Here is a 16,305-nt window from a genome sequence, read left to right as displayed (position 1 = left end):
ACGCTGTGTATGAGAAATCCAATTCACTTTACTCTTTAACCGTAACGCGAACTGCTAGTTAAGTCAAGGAATAACGTTGATGATTTATTTGCAAGCAAACATATTCAAGGTATAATTCTTATTAGTAATAAGAAAGGAAACGGTATGCGCTTAGATAAATTAATAGAAGAAAAATTAGAAACGACACGTAAGGAAATGAAGCGGCTGTTTGCTTTGAAGCAAGTGATGATCGATGGCACAGTCGAATTTCGACAAAATCGAAATGTAGACAGTTTGCTGCATCGGATTGAAGTAGCAGGTGAACATTTAGAAACAAATGAGTCCTACTATCTTCTCAACAAGCCTAAAAAAGCTGTGACTGCTGTGTCAGATCCAGAAAAGACGACGGTAATCGATCTGATTGCAAGTGCCGATCGTTTTCAGCCGCTCTATCCAGTGGGAAGACTGGATAGAGATACAACAGGACTATTGCTGATTACTTCGAATGGCCAATTGGGATATGAAATGCTCCTTCCTGAAAAAAAGGTCTCAAAGACTTATCAAGCAGTGGTGAACGAAAGGGTGACATCAGCAGACGTAGCAGCATTTGAAAAAGGAATCGTATTCGCTGATGGGTACCAATGCCAGCCGGCTAATCTAAAAATACTCAAAGCAGACAAGCACCAAAGTACCGTTTTATTGACGATCCAAGAGGGGAAATTCCATCAAGTCAAAAAGATGTTTTTAGCCCAAGGAAAGAAAGTGATCGCATTGAAGCGGTTAAGCATGGGACCATTGGAATTAGATGAACACTTGGCAGTAGGCGAGTACCGATCGTTGACGCTAGCAGAGATGAAAAAGTTAAGTATTTATTTTAAATAGGAGATTAAAAGGATGAGATATAACACTTTATTGTTTGATGTTGATGATACATTGCTAGACTTTCAACAAACTGAGGCAAATGCTTTAAGTGCTTTGTTCGCAGAGCAAGGGATCACATTGACACCAGAAATCAAAACGAGCTATAAGGCTTTGAATCATCATTTATGGCAGGAATTTGAAAAGGGCAGACTATCACGAGAAGAAGTAACAGGCAGTCGTTTTGGATTACTCTTCCAGCAATTTGGGAAAACAGTAGATAGTCGCCAAATGGAGAAACGCTATCGTCACTACTTGAACCAAGGACATGATCTTATTCCGGGAAGTCTAGAACTTCTGAAAAAGCTCCATCCTCACGCCGAACTTTATATTGTAACGAACGGTGTGTCGCATACTCAATATCAGCGTTTAACAGATGCAGGAATGCTTGATTATTTTAAAGATATATTTGTCTCAGAAGCTGTCGGAGCGCAAAAGCCGATGAAAGAATTTTTTGATCATGTATTTTCCCACATTCCTGATCTTGATAAAAAGCAGACGGTGATCATTGGTGATTCACTGACTTCTGATATCAAAGGAGGGAACATGGCAGGGATCGATACGATTTGGTTCAATAAAAACAAATTGCCGGAAATCGAAGAGATCCAACCCACTTATCGAATCGATTCTTTAGAAGAACTTTACTCATTATTGGAAATTGAAAAGGATTAATTTTCAGAAAAATATAGCATTTTCGTGTTTTTTCGCTATAATAGATTAGAATGAAAAAACGGATACGAAAGAGGTTTTAGTCAATGACAAAAAGCAAGCCAATTATCATTGGTGTGACGGGTGGGTCAGGAAGCGGAAAGACAAGTGTCAGCCGTGCGATTTTCAACAACTTCCCGGACCATTCCATCATGATGCTTGAACAAGATTCTTATTATAAGGATCAGAGCCATTTGAGTTTTGAAGAACGATTGAACACAAATTACGATCACCCTTTTGCCTTTGATAATGATCTGCTGATTCAGCATGTAGGCGACTTACTGAACTATAAAGCCATTGAAAAACCCGTGTATGACTATGTAGCGCATACAAGAAGTCAGGCAACGATCATTCAGGAACCAAAAGAAGTGATCATTCTAGAAGGAATCCTGATCTTAGAAGATGAACGTCTGCGTGACTTGATGGATATCAAGGTATACGTAGATACAGACGATGATATTCGTATTATTCGTCGTATCAAACGGGATATGGAAGAACGGGGACGCACATTGGACTCCGTGATCGAGCAATATTTGACAGTTGTTAAACCGATGTATCATCAATTTATCGAACCAACGAAGCGCTATGCGGATATCATTGTTCCAGAAGGCGGAGAAAACCACGTTGCTATTGATTTGATTACAACAAAAGTGGCTAGTTTCTTAAACCATAAATAGTGCGCAGCGAAACAGTTGAACGGACTGCGACCGTTTGAAAAGCAAGGATCCTGCTTTTTGAACAGTCACCAGTCAACTGTTTTTTTATTTATAACAAGAGGTTGTGAAATCAGCGTCTTGACTTGAGTATTAGAGAAACAAACGGAAAAATAGTTCCTCATATTTTGCCGTTTTTTGAGCTAATACCGAAGGTCAGCTGATTGAGCACCGTGAATCAGAGGTCGTGAAAAAGCTGCCCTGCATCCAGTAATAAGAACAAATCAAACAAAAACAGCTTCTCATGTTTTTCGTTTGGTTGGGTTTATTATCGCAGATGCAAGCTTTTGAACACCGTTTAACAAGAGGTTGTGTCAGAAGTAGTCAGCTTCAATAAATAAGAAGGAATTTTCCGAAGAAGCTACTTTTGCATCACCCCCTAAGGAGGCAGTTTTAGCAAATGAAAAAAGATATGAGGAAGAAAGATGTCTAAAAAAGCATCAGTTTTACAAAAATGTCTTCAGATCATGCCAATCATCGGTCTGTTGTTTTTCTTTGTGTTGATTCTCTATGCTTATCATCATGGGATTTTTCGTTCAAGCACGTCTTTGCAAGCGTTTATCCAGGAATTCGGCAAGTATGCAGTGATAGTATTTGTTCTGCTGCAAGTGATCCAAGTGATCATTCCTATTTTGCCGGGAGGAATCTCTTCGGTAGCTGGCATGCTGATGTTTGGCAATGGATTTGGGCTTTTATATAGTTGTATTGGTCTAGTGATTGGAGAAGCAATCGGATTTTTGCTTGTCCGTTACTATGGCGTAGCCTTTGTCCAGCTTATTTTATCGCCAAAAAAGTATCAAAAATTTGATGAATTGCTGACAAGAAAAACGAAAGATATCAAAAAAGTATTAGTCGTTACCTTGCTGCTTCCCTTTGCGCCAGACGACTTAATCTGTCTAGTAGCTGGTTTGACGAAATTATCTTTTAGAGAGTTTATGCAGATCGTGATTTTCTTGAAGCCGTGGTCGGTAGGTGTGTACAGTATGATCATGCTCTTTTTATTCCATCAAGCGCAAGGTCATTTATAATGTAAAAAAGGACGTGGGTGTATGGAAAAAATAAAAGTAACAGAAAATGAACTGGATGAGCTGATGGCAGTCATTCAAGAAGTATGGCCGGAAGCTTTTGTACCAATTATTGGTCAAAAGCAAGTCGATTATATGCTGAAAACTTATCAGTCAAAAAAGCAGATCCAAAAAGAACTGGCAGAAGGCGTTTCTTATTTTTTATTAAAAAGTGAAGGGAAGACTGTTGGTTACACTGCTTATGAAGAGATAAAAGGTAAAATCTATTTAAGTAAATTATATTTGCTGAATAAAGCCCGTGGCCAAGGATTGACTTCTTCGGTTTTTCGCTGGTATGAAGAACTTGCTGCGCAAACAAAGGAAAAAGAGATTTTTTTACGAGTGAACCAGGGAAATCACCAAGCAATCGAGGTTTATAAGCATGAAGGGTTTGAGATTACAGAAGAACTTGTTTCAGATATCGGTCAAGGATTTCAAATGGTCGATTATAAAATGAAAAAAGCTCTCGCATAATCTTAGGAACTGTGTTAAAGTAACTTCATGCGACGGGTCGAGAAGGACTCTGGTTTACAGAGCTCCTAATTGATTTTGGAGGCACAGGATAATTGATTTCTATCTTTATCACCTGCCGGATGCAGGGGTGTCGGGCAAGACTTTTGTGGAGAAGGGCTTGTCTGCTTGAGTAATCAAGTACCGCAAAAATGCGGAAAGAAGCTTATGCTTCTTTCCGCATTTTTTTTTACAAGAATATATTCTGTAAAATTGGTTTATTTCCCCTTTAATGCTAAAATCGAAGAGCAGATTAGTTATAAGACTGTTTAAGGGAGCCATTGTCATGTTCGAAAAACTCAAACGATTTGGGCGCAATTTTACGCAAACAACGCCCTTTATCTTAAGCAATACGATTATTTTGATTCCTTATCTTTTATTTTTGGGAATAACAGATTCGCATAATTGGCTGACGATTTTGCCATTTACGCTGTTTTATGCCTTTCGGATGACTGGGCTGTTTTTAGTCAATAGTCTACGATTTGGTCTAGATAGTTACACGTTGCTGATGATCGCTCTGCTGATGGGTGGTACTGGTTCATTACTTGGAATACTAGGCGTATTTTATTTTCCTTTGTTTTATTTTTCAAGTGTTCTTCTAGGGCTGAGTGCAGCATGGCTTGTACCTGCTAATATCACGGTCAATTTCCATGAGAAGACGCAAGGCTTTATCAATATGGATGGGAAAAAATACTTATTTGCAGCTATCTGGCTATTTATCCTGTATCAAGCGATCGGACTGCCTGCACCGACTCAGATTGCAGCAAGCTTTACGATTTATACACTTTTTTACGTCATGGCCTACCATACGGTCAGTCATTATCCGCGTTACGAACTGGATTTCAAAGATATTAAAAGAAACCTAGTGGCTACGCGGGAGCTTGTTTTATTTTTGGTGTTCTTTGGCTTATTGTTTCTTTTGAGAAATGCCCGATTGTTATTCGATGAAAGGCTTTTTGATCTTGCTGTTTATGGTTTCTTGGTGTTGTTCATTGTGTTCGTGTTCGTCTTAGGCCACCAGAAGAAGGAATGGAAGTTGCCAAGTTGGCTGAATCTGTTTACTTTTCTAAACGGAATGCTAGGGAATTTTCTTTTTTTGTTTAGCAGTTTTTATGTTGGCATACTGTACGGATTAGAGAAACTTCCGTTTTATATGTATTTTCCTTATGCTGCCGGTTTGATTGCAGCAAAAATAGTCGGACCATTGATTTTGAAACGTTTATCATGGTCTCCATTGGCTACGCAATTGCTTGGACTGAGTTCTTCTTTGCTGGTCCTCTTGATTCCAAATGGTTTTGCGATAGGTGTCTTTCTGCTTAGTTTCTGGCACGTAGTAACAGGCAGTTGGCTAAATAAGGAATACTATCAAACCGATGTAGCTATTCCAATGGATCGTCGGATTATTGCCAAATACACTACTCAAAATAAAGGAAGTGTGATCCACCAGTTTTTATTGATGACGCTTTTGTTTATTTTAGCAAAAGAAATGGGAGAGCCAATCCATCTACTACTGATCATGCTGAACCATGGAGCAGTGCCGATAGCAAGTGCGCAACTGCTTATTTTAGCCAAATGGATCAATGTCGGTCTTTTAATGAGCGGATTGGTGACTGTATATCATTTATGGAAGAAGGCGAAAAAGAATGAGGCTATTCATTGATGGGGATGGTTCTCCAGTAAAAGACGACGTCATAAAGTTAGGAGAATCCTATGGTCTCGACGTGATTATCGTAACCAGTGTAGATCATTATACGATCAAAGAATACGCTAATCATGTCCAAATCGTCTACGTAGACCGTGGAGCTGATAGTGCAGATTATAAAATCGTCGGTATGGTTAAGAAGAATGACTTTTTGATCACGCAAGATTATGGTTTAGCTTCACTTGTATTGCCGAAGGGTGTTCGAGTATTCCATCACTCTGGAAAAGAATTTGACGAAGCGAATATCGGTACGCTTCTCGAACAACGTTACCATAGTGGGAAGTTAAGAAAAGCTGGCATAAGGACAAAGGGTCCAAAACCTTTTACGGAGAAAGATCATACGGCTTTTCGTCAAGCGTTGAAAAAGGCAATTGACCAAGGTTTACCAAGTACAGAAGATAGTAGGTAACGAAGGTAGTTTACTTGTGCGCGAATACACCAAAAAGGAACAGGGAAACAGGATAAATGGGTTCCTTGTTCCTTTTTTTGTTGTTCTTCGGTACTCGCTCAAAAAACGGTAAAATAGGAGGAGCTATTTTTATTTGGTCGTTCTTATTGCTTGAGACAGAACAGCTTTCTCCCAACTTTTTTCTACTTTTTCCTCTTCTTATACATTTGGATCAATGCATCGATTGCTAAAAAAATAATGACAAATGCGGCAATAGCATACGTAAATATCCCTAATAAGGAAACAACCTCTGCATTTTCTACAGGTGCAGCTTGGACAAGTAGGGAAGATCCTACGATCAATGCAGCTAAAATCATACCGAAAACAAGCCGATTGATCATACTTTCGATCCTGCTCAATAATTTGTCTTGCTTTTTTAATTCCAAATTGACTTTTCCTTGTCCCGAAGTCCACATTTCTAATAGATGATGGAGCTGTTGTGGAATCTTAGGCGCAGCCTTCATTCCCTCTAATAGGTCTAATCCACTTTGTTTCAATGTATCTTCTACATCCAAATGGGTGAGAAAGTAATGTTGGGCAAAAGGCGAAGCAACTTCCATGAGGGAAACTTCAGGGTCAAGGACACGGATCACCCCTTCTAATGTCCCAAATGCTTTCAGCAAAAGCGTGATATCACGGTCGAACTGCAGATTATTTTGATGACAGATCATCACGACTTGTGCGAATACTTCTTGCAAGTTGATTTCATCAATAGGGGAATCATAATATTGTTCAAGAAAACTTGTCAGTTCTTGATGAAACCGACTTTCATCAAATAAGCCTTCCTGCTGACAAAGTCGAAGGACCGCTTTTTCGATTCGATAAGCATCTTTCGTATACAGCGCTAAAACGGCTTGTGTGAGCTTTTGCCTAAGACCTGCAGAAAGATGCCCCATCATGCCAAAATCAATGTAGTTGACCGTATATGGCGCAACAGGGTCTTCTGTAGAAGTAGAGGCTCGAAAAGCAAAGGGACCGAACTCTTTTTCATGAACTGTTTCAGCTGTTCGGCGAGCTCGTGTCTGTTCTTCTTTTGTTAGCACATGGAACAGCAAATTCCCCGGATGAGGATCAGCATGGAAAAAACCATCATCAAACACCTGTTTCATAAAGTTCTCAACTAAAAGCTTTGCAACTTCTTGTTTCAGCTGCTTGTTTTGAATACCGGTGATAAAAGTTTCTGTTCCGTTTTCGGCATTCATCAAATGATTCAAGTTTTTACCAGACATTTCTTCCATCACGATCACTTTTTTCGAACAAAAAGCGTCATAAATTTTGGGGCTGCGGATCTCTTTCCAGCCATTGTTCTTTTGATAGAATTGTTCGCCATTTTGACTTTCTTTTAAGAAGTCCATTTCATTGATCAAGGAACGTTTTACTTCTTGGAGTACCCCTTTTAGATCAACGACGCTAGTTTCAGGAATGTATTTGATCAAAGGGATTGCACGTTCAAATAGTTGAAGATCAAGGCGGATCTCTTCGGCAATGTTAGGGTGTTGGATCTTAACAACTACCGCGTCACCGCTTTTCAGCTTGGCACGGTGCGCCTGTCCCATAGAAGCGGAAGCAAAAGGTGATTTGGAAAAATCATCGAATATATCTGATACTGAAAGAGAAAGTTCCGTTTCAATCGTCCTTTTGACCGTTGAAAATGTGTCGCTAGGTACACTGTCTTGTAATGTTTTGAATGTCTGAGTGAAGGCAGAGGAAAGCAAGTCCTCCCGAACAGAAAGCATCTGTCCTATCTTGATGAAGGTGGGTCCTAATTCTTCAAAGGCTTTTTTTACCTGTTCGGGATTTTTTTGCTGTACAAAGTTTGGCACTACATTGTAGTTGATGAACACTCGAATGATTTCTGCCAAGCGGCTGCGTGGATTTGTTTGCGCCATCATCATCCCTCCTTTCCTTTATCATAACTTTTTATAAAAAACGGGACAAATAATCTAGCTGACAAAAAATAAATGACGTTTGTTCTTTTAGAAACCAACTCGTTTTTTTATAAATAAGTTATTCGTTTATTTTTGTTTTGTGCTAAAATATGAGAGTAAATCACTGAACGATTTAGAATACAGGAGGACAATCTTTTGAAGATTACTTTACTATATGGCGGACGCAGCGCAGAGCATGAAGTGTCCATTCTTTCCGCATTTTCAGTTTTAAATGCCATTTATTATAATTATTACCAAGTTCAACTCGTATTTATTACAAAAGAAGGACAATGGGTCAAAGGTCCATTACTAACAGAAAAACCTGCCAGCAAAGATGTCTTGCATCTTTCATGGGACCCAAGTGGACAGACAGAGGAAGGCTTTACAGGAAAAGTGATCAATCCGGGCGAAATCAAAGAAGAAGGAGCCATCGTTTTTCCAGTTTTACATGGGCCAAACGGAGAAGATGGAACGATCCAAGGCTTCTTAGAGACATTGAATATGCCTTATGTCGGCGCAGGCGTATTGACCAGTGCATGTGCCATGGATAAAATCATGACCAAATATATTTTACAAGCTGCTGGTGTGCCACAAGTTCCTTATGTACCAGTACTTAAGAATCAATGGAAAGAAAATCCTAAAAAAGTATTTGATCAATGTGAAGGTTCTTTGCTTTATCCGATGTTTGTCAAACCGGCGAATATGGGTTCTAGTGTCGGTATTACAAAAGCAGAAAACCGCGAAGAATTGCAAAATGCTTTAGCAACAGCCTATCAGTATGATTCTCGAGCAATCGTTGAACAAGGAATTGAAGCGCGCGAAATCGAAGTTGCTGTATTAGGAAATGAAGATGTTCGGACGACTTTGCCTGGTGAAGTCGTAAAAGACGTAGCATTCTATGATTATGAAGCCAAATATATCAATAATAAAATCGAAATGCAGATTCCAGCCGAAGTGCCGGAAGAAGTTTATCAAAAAGCGCAAGAGTACGCGAAGTTAGCTTACACGATGTTAGGCGGAAGCGGATTGAGCCGGTGTGATTTCTTTTTGACAAATAAAAATGAATTATTCCTGAATGAATTAAATTCTATGCCAGGATTTACGGAGTTCAGTATGTACCCACTCTTATGGGAAAACATGGGCTTGAAATACGGTGATTTGATTGAAGAACTGATTCAATTAGGAATGAATCGATACCATCAGCGTCAATCTTTTTTTGAAAAAAATGAATAAAGAGAAATAAAGAAGAAGCTGGAGTGATTGCGTAACCGCGTTCATTCTAGCTTCTAAATACGAATAGAGAAATTTACTTGGAAGTGAGAGTCATGCGAACCCGCCGTTTAGGCCAAACGCTTTTTTCACAACCTTTTTTAGGAGAGATCTCAATGAATCTAACAATACAAGAAATTGCACAAGCCGTGGGCAGCGAATGCTCTGCACTGACAAAGATTACCAATGTCGAATTTGACAGCCGGAAGATAACCGAAGGAAGTTTATTCGTTCCTCTTGTCGGTACGCGAGATGGACATGAATTTATCCAGCAAGCGATCACAAACGGCGCATCTGCTTCATTTTGGAGCTTGCCTGTTGAACAAGCACCAAAAGATTTTCCAGTTATCCCTGTAGCAGATCCTTTGAAAGCCATGCAGCAATTGGCAACCTATTACTTGGAAAAAGTAGGCGCAGAAGTCGTTGCAATTACAGGAAGCAATGGTAAAACAACCACGAAAGATCTAACCGCGTCTGTCTTGTCTGAAAAATACAAAACATATAAGACGCAAGGAAATTACAACAATAATATTGGTCTTCCTTACACGATTTTGCACATGCCGCAAGATACAGAAAAAATCGTTTTGGAAATGGGCATGGATCACGCCAATGAAATCACAGAACTTTCACTTATGGCTCAACCAAAAGCTGCAGCAATCACAATGATCGGTGAAGCACACATAGAAAATCTTGGGTCGCGAGAAGGAATCGCTAAAGCCAAAATGGAAATCACTGACGGACTTGTACCAGACGGATTACTCGTTGTGCCCGCAGATGAACCGTTGCTGACACCTTTAACGGCAACATTAGTACAAACAGTCACAACATTCGGTATTGGAAATGGCGATGTTCATGCAGAAGTGACAGCAGAAGGAAAAGCGCAAACCGATTTTGTAGTAGAAGGAGAAACATTTACGATCCCGCTGCCTGGAAGTTATAATGTAACGAATGCTTTGATTGCGTATACGATCGGGCGCTTCTTTGGACTGTCCATACCTGAGATACGCCAAGGGCTCGCTCATGTTTCTATCACACAAAACAGAACTGAATGGCTAACGGCAGGAAATGGTGCAGCTATTTTGAGCGATGTCTACAATGCAAATCCAACAGCCATGGGACTAGTATTAGATACTTTTAAAAATCTGCCAACAAAAGGGCGCAGAATCGCTGTGTTAGCAGATATGCTGGAATTAGGGAAAGATTCATTAAACATGCATGCGCAAATGAGTGAACATATCGATCCTGAGAAATTTGCCATGATTTTCTTGTACGGGGAACAAATGCATGCATTAAAAGAAGACTTGAATCAAAAATATCCGCAACTACCTGTGTTCTATTTTGAAAAAGAAAAGAATAAATTGATTGAAGCTGTCAAACAAAATCTTGAATCAACAGACAGTATTATGCTGAAAGGCAGCAACAGCATGGGCTTATTCGAAGTAGTAGAACAGCTTCAGCAAATGAAATAAAAATCTGTAAACTTGCAGAAAATGAAAAGCTATGTTAGAATAACCTATTGCCGAAAGATGAAGAGAAATTGGACTGGTTTTGCCATGGAAGCAACTTGTCGAAACCAGATGTCATAATCATGATAAAGCTGAACGCGACCCGTTTGGCTTTTCTAATGCCTAAACTTCGCAAAGTGATTTTTCGGTGGTGCCACAGGGGCTAAGAATGGGTAAAAACGTGCGTGGCCACTGTCAAAAAGAAACAATACACTTTGACCGAACAAATCGACGGGGTAGCAAAAAAGCTACATCCTCAGTTAACAACCATATAGGAGGATTCATTTGAAATTTAAAGAACTAGAATTATCACCAGAATTGTTGAAATCAGTCGAACGTGCTGGTTTTGAAGAAGCAACACCTATCCAAGCAGAAACGATTCCGCTAGCATTAGCTGGAAAAGACGTTATTGGACAAGCACAGACAGGTACAGGGAAAACAGCTGCATTTGGATTACCAATGTTAGAAAAAATCGATCCAGATCGTCACGAATTACAAGGTCTGGTTATCGCACCAACACGTGAATTAGCTATCCAAACACAAGAAGAACTATATCGTTTAGGGCGCGACAAAAAAGTGCGTGTGCAAGCCGTCTACGGTGGAGCAGATATTGGCCGTCAGATCCGTGGCTTGAAAGATCGTCCACATATCGTTGTGGGTACACCAGGACGTATGCTTGACCACATCAACCGCCATACATTGAAGCTTGGAACTGTTCAAACATTAGTCTTGGATGAAGCAGATGAAATGTTGAATATGGGCTTCTTGGAAGATATCGAAAAAATCATTTCTCAAGTTCCTGAGCAAAGACAAACATTACTTTTCTCAGCAACAATGCCGCCAGCCATCAAGAATATCGGCGTTAAATTCATGAAAAGTCCACATCATGTGAAGATCAAAGCGAAAGAAATGACAGCTGACTTGATCGATCAATACTATGTCCGCGCAAAAGAATACGAAAAATTTGATATCATGACTCGCTTGTTTGATGTTCAAACACCGGAACTAACAATCGTCTTCGGACGTACAAAACGCCGCGTAGATGAATTGGCACGCGGATTAGAAGCACGTGGTTATCGTGCAGAAGGAATCCATGGCGATTTGTCTCAACAAAAACGGATGAGCGTATTGCGTTCATTCAAGAACGGTCATTTAGATATCCTTGTAGCGACAGACGTTGCCGCACGTGGATTAGATATCTCAGGTGTCACTCATGTGTACAACTATGATATCCCTCAAGATCCAGAAAGCTACGTTCACCGTATCGGACGTACAGGTCGTGCCGGAAAAGGCGGTATGTCTGTGACTTTCGTTACACCAAATGAAATGGACTACTTGCATGTGATCGAAAACTTGACGAAAAAACGGATGACGACTTTACGTCCGCCAACTGAAAAAGAAGCATTCAAAGGTCAATTAGGTGCTGCAGTTGAACAAATCGAAACAAAACTTGCAGAAAACGGTCTAGATAAATACCTGCAAACAGCAGATAAATTATTAGAAGAATATTCTGCACAAGATTTGGTTGCATTACTGCTGAAAACGACAGCAAAAGATCCAGCTGATGCAGTACCAGTGAAGATCACACCAGAACGTCCATTGCCAATGCAGAAAAAAGGATACAACAAAAATGGCAAACGTGGCGGCGGAAACAACCGTAATCGTCGTGACGGCGGGAATTATCGTGGAAACAAATCAAAAGGCGGTTATAGCAAAAATAATAACAGCCAAAAAGATGGCGGTAAACGTCACAATGATAAAAAACGCGGATTTGTGATCCGTTCAAATAACGATTAAACCTAAAATGAAAGTTTCTCTGTTTTAAGAGAAACTTTCATTTTTGTTATTTGTGGACTTATTTGTGGCAAAATGGTTATAATTTGGTAGAATGAGAGTGTTCTAAATTTATTGAAAAGAGAAAAGCATATGATAAAAGGAATTGGGATCGATGCAGTCGAATTGTCTAGGATCACTCGGCTGATCGAAGAAAAACCAAAATTCATTGCACGAATCTTGACCTCTGAAGAAACGAAACTGTTCCAGTCCTTGCCTTTTCATCGCCAAGTAGAATTTTTAGGCGGGCGTTACGCCTGTAAAGAAGCTTTCTCTAAAGCTTGGGGAACGGGGATCGGGAAAGTTACCTTTCAAGATATCGAGATTTTAAAAAATGAAAACGGTCAGCCCGTTGTTACGCGTTCCCCTCATGAAGGCAATGTATGGGTCAGTATTACTCACACAAATGAAACAGCTTTTGCACAAATTATTTTGGAAGACTAGAAAGAAGGAAAAATGATGGTTGTCGCTTGGCACCGCCCAACGAAAGCAGTGATACATAAAAAAGCTATAACTGAAAATGTAGCAAATGAAGTGGCAAGACTTCCGCAAGGGAAAGAATTGTTTGCAGTAGTAAAAGCAAACGGATACGGTCATGGAGCTGTAGAGACAGCTGAAGCAGCAGTTGCTGGTGGAGCTTCGGGCTTTTGTGTTTCAAATTTAGATGAAGGAGTCGAGTTGAGAGAAGCTGGATTTACTCAGCCCATCCTTATCTTGAACATGGTTCCTTACGACGCACTGGCTTTAGCTGTTGCTCATGATTTGTCAGTAACTGCAGGTACCCGGGAATGGTTGCAGGCAGCAGCTGCTATTTTAGAGGAAAGTAAGCTAGAGATGCCTCTTTCGATCCATTTAAAAGCAGATACTGGGATGGGGCGTATCGGTTTTTGTACACCTGAAGAAGTAAAAGAGGCAGCTGCATTCATCAGAGAAAGTCGTGTATTAGAATGGGAAGGATTATTTACCCATTTTTCTACAGCAGATCAATCAGACGATACGTATTGGAATCTGCAAAAGGAACGCTTTATGGAAGTGCTAAAAAAACTTTCTGAACTTCCTCGATATGTACATGTCAGTAACAGTGCAACGGCTTTATGGCATGATGAAACAATCGGCAATATGATTCGTTATGGAGTAGCAATGTACGGACTGAACCCATCTGGACATGCACTACCGGAAGTTTATCCGTTACAGCCAGCGCTTGAACTGGTTTCTGAATTGATCCAAGTCAAAAAACTCCCAGCAGGTGAAGGAATCGGCTACGGGGAAACATATATCACTCCTGAAGCAGAATGGATCGGAACGATACCGATCGGTTATGCAGATGGCTGGCTACGAAAGATGCAAGGTTTTTCTTTATTGGTAGAAGGAAACTATTGTGAAACGATTGGACGTGTATGTATGGATCAACTGATGATCCGATTGCCTCAAGAATTTCCGGTCGGAACAAAAGTGACGCTTATCGGCAAAAATGCAGACAAAGAAATCACTATGCAAGATGTAGCAGATCAATTAGGTACGATCCACTATGAAGTGGCATGCGGATTAGGACAGCGGATACCAAGAGAATATCAAGAATAAGGAGGATCCTATGGTAAAAAGAGGAGATATTTATTTTGCTGATCTTTCTCCAGTCGTGGGATCGGAGCAAGGCGGAACACGTCCAGTTTTGGTTATTCAAAATAATCTAGGTAACCATTTCAGCCCGACGATCATTGTTGCGGCTATAACGGCAAAAATGGCTAAGCCTAAGCTTCCGACTCACATTGGGATCAAAGCTACTGGAACAGGAATAGAAAGAGACTCCGTTATCCTGTTGGAGCAGATCAGAACGATCGATAAATCAAGATTGAAAGAAAAAGTCTGCCATTTGGATCGTCCAATTATGGCAGAAGTTGACCGAGCATTAAAAATTAGTGTGGGCATTGAGGCACTCACTCCTGTTACTAAATAAGTATAGCGAAGTAACCATGCAGCCTTTACATATAAAAAAAGGACCAACTGTGCGTAAAAAAAGATACGTCCGCTTCTAGTACCAGCATTTCTGCTAGAAGAAGCGAACGTATCTTTTTTGATGATCCAAGGAGTGGTCCATGCGCCCTCCTCCTTTACAGCCAGACTTGGACTACCAGCTGGCTTTTTTTACTCCTGGAATCAAACCTTTATGTGCTAACTCACGGAATTTTATACGGGACATCCCGAATTTACGCATGTATCCGCGAGGTCGTCCATCGATTAGATCGCGATTTTTCAACCGTTCTGGACGAGCATCTAAAGGAAGTTTACGCAAGCCTTCATAATCTTTTTGCGCTTTTAATTCCTGACGTAAAGCAGCATAGCGTTCAATCGTTTCTTGCTGTTTTTTTGCTTTGGCAATCTTTGATTTTTTAGCCATCAACAAATTCCTCCAATTTTTTTATTAGCGTAAATCGTAATCTTTACGCTTTTAGATGAATAATTTAACACGATACGCGAAAAAAAACAACTATTTTGTTTTGGATCATGTTCCAAATCGAAAAGACATTTTTTTTGTCAAAATAAAGGCATGAACGTAAACTTAAAGAAAAAGGGAGATGGTAACCATGCGAAGATTTGCAATTAACGGTTACGGAGAAGCGCAAGATGTTTTTGAAGAAATCGATGCTCATCCCAGAAAAGTCGATTCCGGACATATTCGTGTAGAAATAAAAGCATTCAGCGTGAATCCGTATGATGTTGCCTTGCGTTCAGGAGAGATGAAAGAGATACGAACATTGAAATTCCCTTATGTACTAGGTAATGATGGCGCTGGTATCGTGACAGAGATTGGTTCAGATGTCACAACTGTTCATGTAGGTGATCGAGTAGCTGTCCATGCAGTCGGCGGGACTTACGGAGAAGAAGTCGTACTGCCATCAGCAAAAGCAGCAAAAATTCCAGATGAAATGAGTTGGGAAGAAGCAGCCGGAATGGTCACACCCGGGATTACGGCGTACAATCTAATCAATCATTTGACGGAAATCCAGCCGACAGATACAGTGATGGTTCTAGGTGCCTCAGGTGCGGTCGGGTCTAGTCTGATCCAGCTTCTCCACGAAAAGGGTATCCGAATCTTAACCAGTGCCTCTAGTAAAAACGAAGAAAAAGTAAGGAAACTAGGAGCTTCAGCATTTGCTGCTTATGATAAAACAGATCCAGGTATGCAATTTGCTGATCAAGCAGACCTTGTGATTGATGCCACGAAAGGAAGCATCAAAGGAGAAACCGGCATCCATATCCTGAAACCAGGTGGGAGATATGTTGCATTAAATGACCTCCCAGACCTAGATTTGCGGCAAAAAAAGGAAGGCTTTTATGAATCATTTGTTCCAAGAAAGGAATATCAAGATGCAGAAGCCTTTGCTGGCATAATCAAAGCCTATCAAAAAGGTGCCTTTCATATTTTTATTTCAATGAATCTGTCTGCTTCCCTTGCACATGTCATCCAAGCACATCAGCAAGTTGAAGGGCATCCTCCTGCTGGGAAAATCATTTTGTCATTCGAAAAGTAAGAAATATAGGAATAAAAAATGAAAAAAGTTGAAACATTTTTGTAGGGGCAAAGACCAAAAAAGTGTTTTAGCTTTTTTGCGTATACGTATAATAGATAAAAACTTTGGCATAAAATTATCTTTCCCTTTTATTTCATGATAAAGTAAAGGCTGTAATCCTTAATTATTTCTCAATATGTAAGAGATTACAATGAGACA

The 16,305-nt window shown here is 40.1% G+C and carries 16 protein-coding genes; 14 read left to right on the top strand and 2 right to left on the bottom strand.

Going from position 1 to position 16,305, the window contains the following annotated elements; all coding sequences use genetic code 11:
- Positions 1-144 precede the first annotated feature (144 nt).
- From HMPREF2731_RS00735 to HMPREF2731_RS00705, 7 genes are all read left to right on the top strand, one after another.
- Positions 145-861: a 16S rRNA pseudouridine(516) synthase gene (locus tag HMPREF2731_RS00735; RefSeq protein WP_002293433.1), complete on the top strand. Its 717-nt coding sequence runs from the start codon at positions 145-147 to the stop codon at positions 859-861.
- Positions 862-873: 12 nt separating this feature from the next.
- Positions 874-1,569: a YjjG family noncanonical pyrimidine nucleotidase gene (locus HMPREF2731_RS00730; protein WP_002293432.1), complete on the top strand. Its 696-nt coding sequence runs from the start codon at positions 874-876 to the stop codon at positions 1,567-1,569.
- A gap of 83 nt (positions 1,570-1,652) precedes the next feature.
- Positions 1,653-2,282 (top strand): uridine kinase, encoded by a 630-nt coding sequence (gene udk, locus HMPREF2731_RS00725; RefSeq protein ID WP_002289751.1) that lies wholly within the window; start codon positions 1,653-1,655, stop codon positions 2,280-2,282.
- 461 nt (positions 2,283-2,743) lie between these two features.
- Positions 2,744-3,346, top strand: coding sequence for a TVP38/TMEM64 family protein (locus HMPREF2731_RS00720; protein WP_002293431.1), 603 nt, complete (start codon positions 2,744-2,746; stop codon positions 3,344-3,346).
- A gap of 21 nt (positions 3,347-3,367) precedes the next feature.
- Positions 3,368-3,856, top strand: coding sequence for a GNAT family N-acetyltransferase (locus tag HMPREF2731_RS00715; protein ID WP_002293430.1), 489 nt, complete (start codon positions 3,368-3,370; stop codon positions 3,854-3,856).
- Positions 3,857-4,178: 322 nt separating this feature from the next.
- Positions 4,179-5,552 (top strand): hypothetical protein, encoded by a 1,374-nt coding sequence (locus tag HMPREF2731_RS00710; RefSeq protein ID WP_002329728.1) that lies wholly within the window; start codon positions 4,179-4,181, stop codon positions 5,550-5,552.
- A complete protein-coding gene (locus tag HMPREF2731_RS00705; RefSeq protein ID WP_002293427.1) occupies positions 5,536-6,003 on the top strand; it encodes a YaiI/YqxD family protein in 468 nt (155 codons plus the stop codon). Before HMPREF2731_RS00710 ends, HMPREF2731_RS00705 begins: the two co-directional genes overlap by 17 nt.
- A 182-nt stretch (positions 6,004-6,185) precedes the next feature.
- Here the strand turns inward: HMPREF2731_RS00705 and HMPREF2731_RS00700 are convergent, their stop codons facing one another.
- The gene (locus HMPREF2731_RS00700; protein ID WP_002336146.1) at positions 6,186-7,931 is read right to left on the bottom strand and encodes an ABC1 kinase family protein; all 1,746 of its coding nucleotides are present in this window, start codon (positions 7,929-7,931) and stop codon (positions 6,186-6,188) included.
- A gap of 195 nt (positions 7,932-8,126) precedes the next feature.
- On the opposite strand from HMPREF2731_RS00700, the gene HMPREF2731_RS00695 reads away from it, so the two are divergent.
- From HMPREF2731_RS00695 to HMPREF2731_RS00670, 6 genes are all read left to right on the top strand, one after another.
- A complete protein-coding gene (locus HMPREF2731_RS00695) occupies positions 8,127-9,203 on the top strand; it encodes a D-alanine--D-alanine ligase (RefSeq protein ID WP_002293424.1) in 1,077 nt (358 codons plus the stop codon).
- A 152-nt stretch (positions 9,204-9,355) separates the two neighbouring features.
- Positions 9,356-10,708: a UDP-N-acetylmuramoyl-tripeptide--D-alanyl-D-alanine ligase gene (gene murF, locus HMPREF2731_RS00690; RefSeq protein ID WP_002293421.1), complete on the top strand. Its 1,353-nt coding sequence runs from the start codon at positions 9,356-9,358 to the stop codon at positions 10,706-10,708.
- Positions 10,709-11,029: 321 nt separating this feature from the next.
- Positions 11,030-12,541, top strand: a complete 1,512-nt coding sequence (locus HMPREF2731_RS00685; RefSeq protein ID WP_002293419.1) for a degradosome RNA helicase CshA — start codon at positions 11,030-11,032, stop codon at positions 12,539-12,541.
- 129 nt (positions 12,542-12,670) lie between these two features.
- Positions 12,671-13,021, top strand: a complete 351-nt coding sequence (gene acpS / locus HMPREF2731_RS00680; protein ID WP_002293418.1) for a holo-ACP synthase — start codon at positions 12,671-12,673, stop codon at positions 13,019-13,021.
- Positions 13,022-13,036: 15 nt separating this feature from the next.
- Entirely contained in the window at positions 13,037-14,158 is a 1,122-nt protein-coding gene (gene alr, locus HMPREF2731_RS00675; protein WP_002329725.1) for an alanine racemase, read from the top strand.
- Positions 14,159-14,168: 10 nt separating this feature from the next.
- Positions 14,169-14,531 (top strand): type II toxin-antitoxin system PemK/MazF family toxin, encoded by a 363-nt coding sequence (locus HMPREF2731_RS00670; RefSeq protein WP_002289874.1) that lies wholly within the window; start codon positions 14,169-14,171, stop codon positions 14,529-14,531.
- 171 nt (positions 14,532-14,702) lie between these two features.
- On the opposite strand, the gene rpsN is transcribed toward HMPREF2731_RS00670, so the two are convergent.
- Complete coding sequence (gene rpsN, locus HMPREF2731_RS00665) at positions 14,703-14,972, bottom strand: 30S ribosomal protein S14 (RefSeq protein WP_002293413.1); 270 nt, start codon at positions 14,970-14,972, stop codon at positions 14,703-14,705.
- A 187-nt stretch (positions 14,973-15,159) separates the two neighbouring features.
- On the opposite strand from rpsN, the gene HMPREF2731_RS00660 reads away from it, so the two are divergent.
- On the top strand, positions 15,160-16,107 hold the full coding sequence (locus HMPREF2731_RS00660) for an NADP-dependent oxidoreductase (protein ID WP_002293412.1): 948 nt from the start codon (positions 15,160-15,162) through the stop codon (positions 16,105-16,107).
- Positions 16,108-16,305 lie beyond the last annotated feature (198 nt).

It is taken from the genome of Enterococcus sp. HMSC072F02 (assembly GCF_001837725.1).
Taxonomy (GTDB): domain Bacteria; phylum Bacillota; class Bacilli; order Lactobacillales; family Enterococcaceae; genus Enterococcus_B; species Enterococcus_B lactis.
Note: the sequence above shows the minus strand (reverse complement) of the source record. Positions and strands in the feature narration are given on the sequence as shown.

Coding starts and splice junctions, on each gene's coding strand:
- HMPREF2731_RS00735 (WP_002293433.1), top strand. CDS start 145: ATGCGCTTAGATAAATTAATAGAAGAAAAATTAGAAACGACACGTAAG.
- HMPREF2731_RS00730 (WP_002293432.1), top strand. CDS start 874: ATGAGATATAACACTTTATTGTTTGATGTTGATGATACATTGCTAGAC.
- udk (WP_002289751.1), top strand. CDS start 1,653: ATGACAAAAAGCAAGCCAATTATCATTGGTGTGACGGGTGGGTCAGGA.
- HMPREF2731_RS00720 (WP_002293431.1), top strand. CDS start 2,744: ATGTCTAAAAAAGCATCAGTTTTACAAAAATGTCTTCAGATCATGCCA.
- HMPREF2731_RS00715 (WP_002293430.1), top strand. CDS start 3,368: ATGGAAAAAATAAAAGTAACAGAAAATGAACTGGATGAGCTGATGGCA.
- HMPREF2731_RS00710 (WP_002329728.1), top strand. CDS start 4,179: ATGTTCGAAAAACTCAAACGATTTGGGCGCAATTTTACGCAAACAACG.
- HMPREF2731_RS00705 (WP_002293427.1), top strand. CDS start 5,536: ATGAGGCTATTCATTGATGGGGATGGTTCTCCAGTAAAAGACGACGTC.
- HMPREF2731_RS00700 (WP_002336146.1), bottom strand. CDS start 7,931: ATGGCGCAAACAAATCCACGCAGCCGCTTGGCAGAAATCATTCGAGTG.
- murF (WP_002293421.1), top strand. CDS start 9,356: ATGAATCTAACAATACAAGAAATTGCACAAGCCGTGGGCAGCGAATGC.
- acpS (WP_002293418.1), top strand. CDS start 12,671: ATGATAAAAGGAATTGGGATCGATGCAGTCGAATTGTCTAGGATCACT.
- alr (WP_002329725.1), top strand. CDS start 13,037: ATGGTTGTCGCTTGGCACCGCCCAACGAAAGCAGTGATACATAAAAAA.
- HMPREF2731_RS00670 (WP_002289874.1), top strand. CDS start 14,169: ATGGTAAAAAGAGGAGATATTTATTTTGCTGATCTTTCTCCAGTCGTG.
- rpsN (WP_002293413.1), bottom strand. CDS start 14,972: ATGGCTAAAAAATCAAAGATTGCCAAAGCAAAAAAACAGCAAGAAACG.
- HMPREF2731_RS00660 (WP_002293412.1), top strand. CDS start 15,160: ATGCGAAGATTTGCAATTAACGGTTACGGAGAAGCGCAAGATGTTTTT.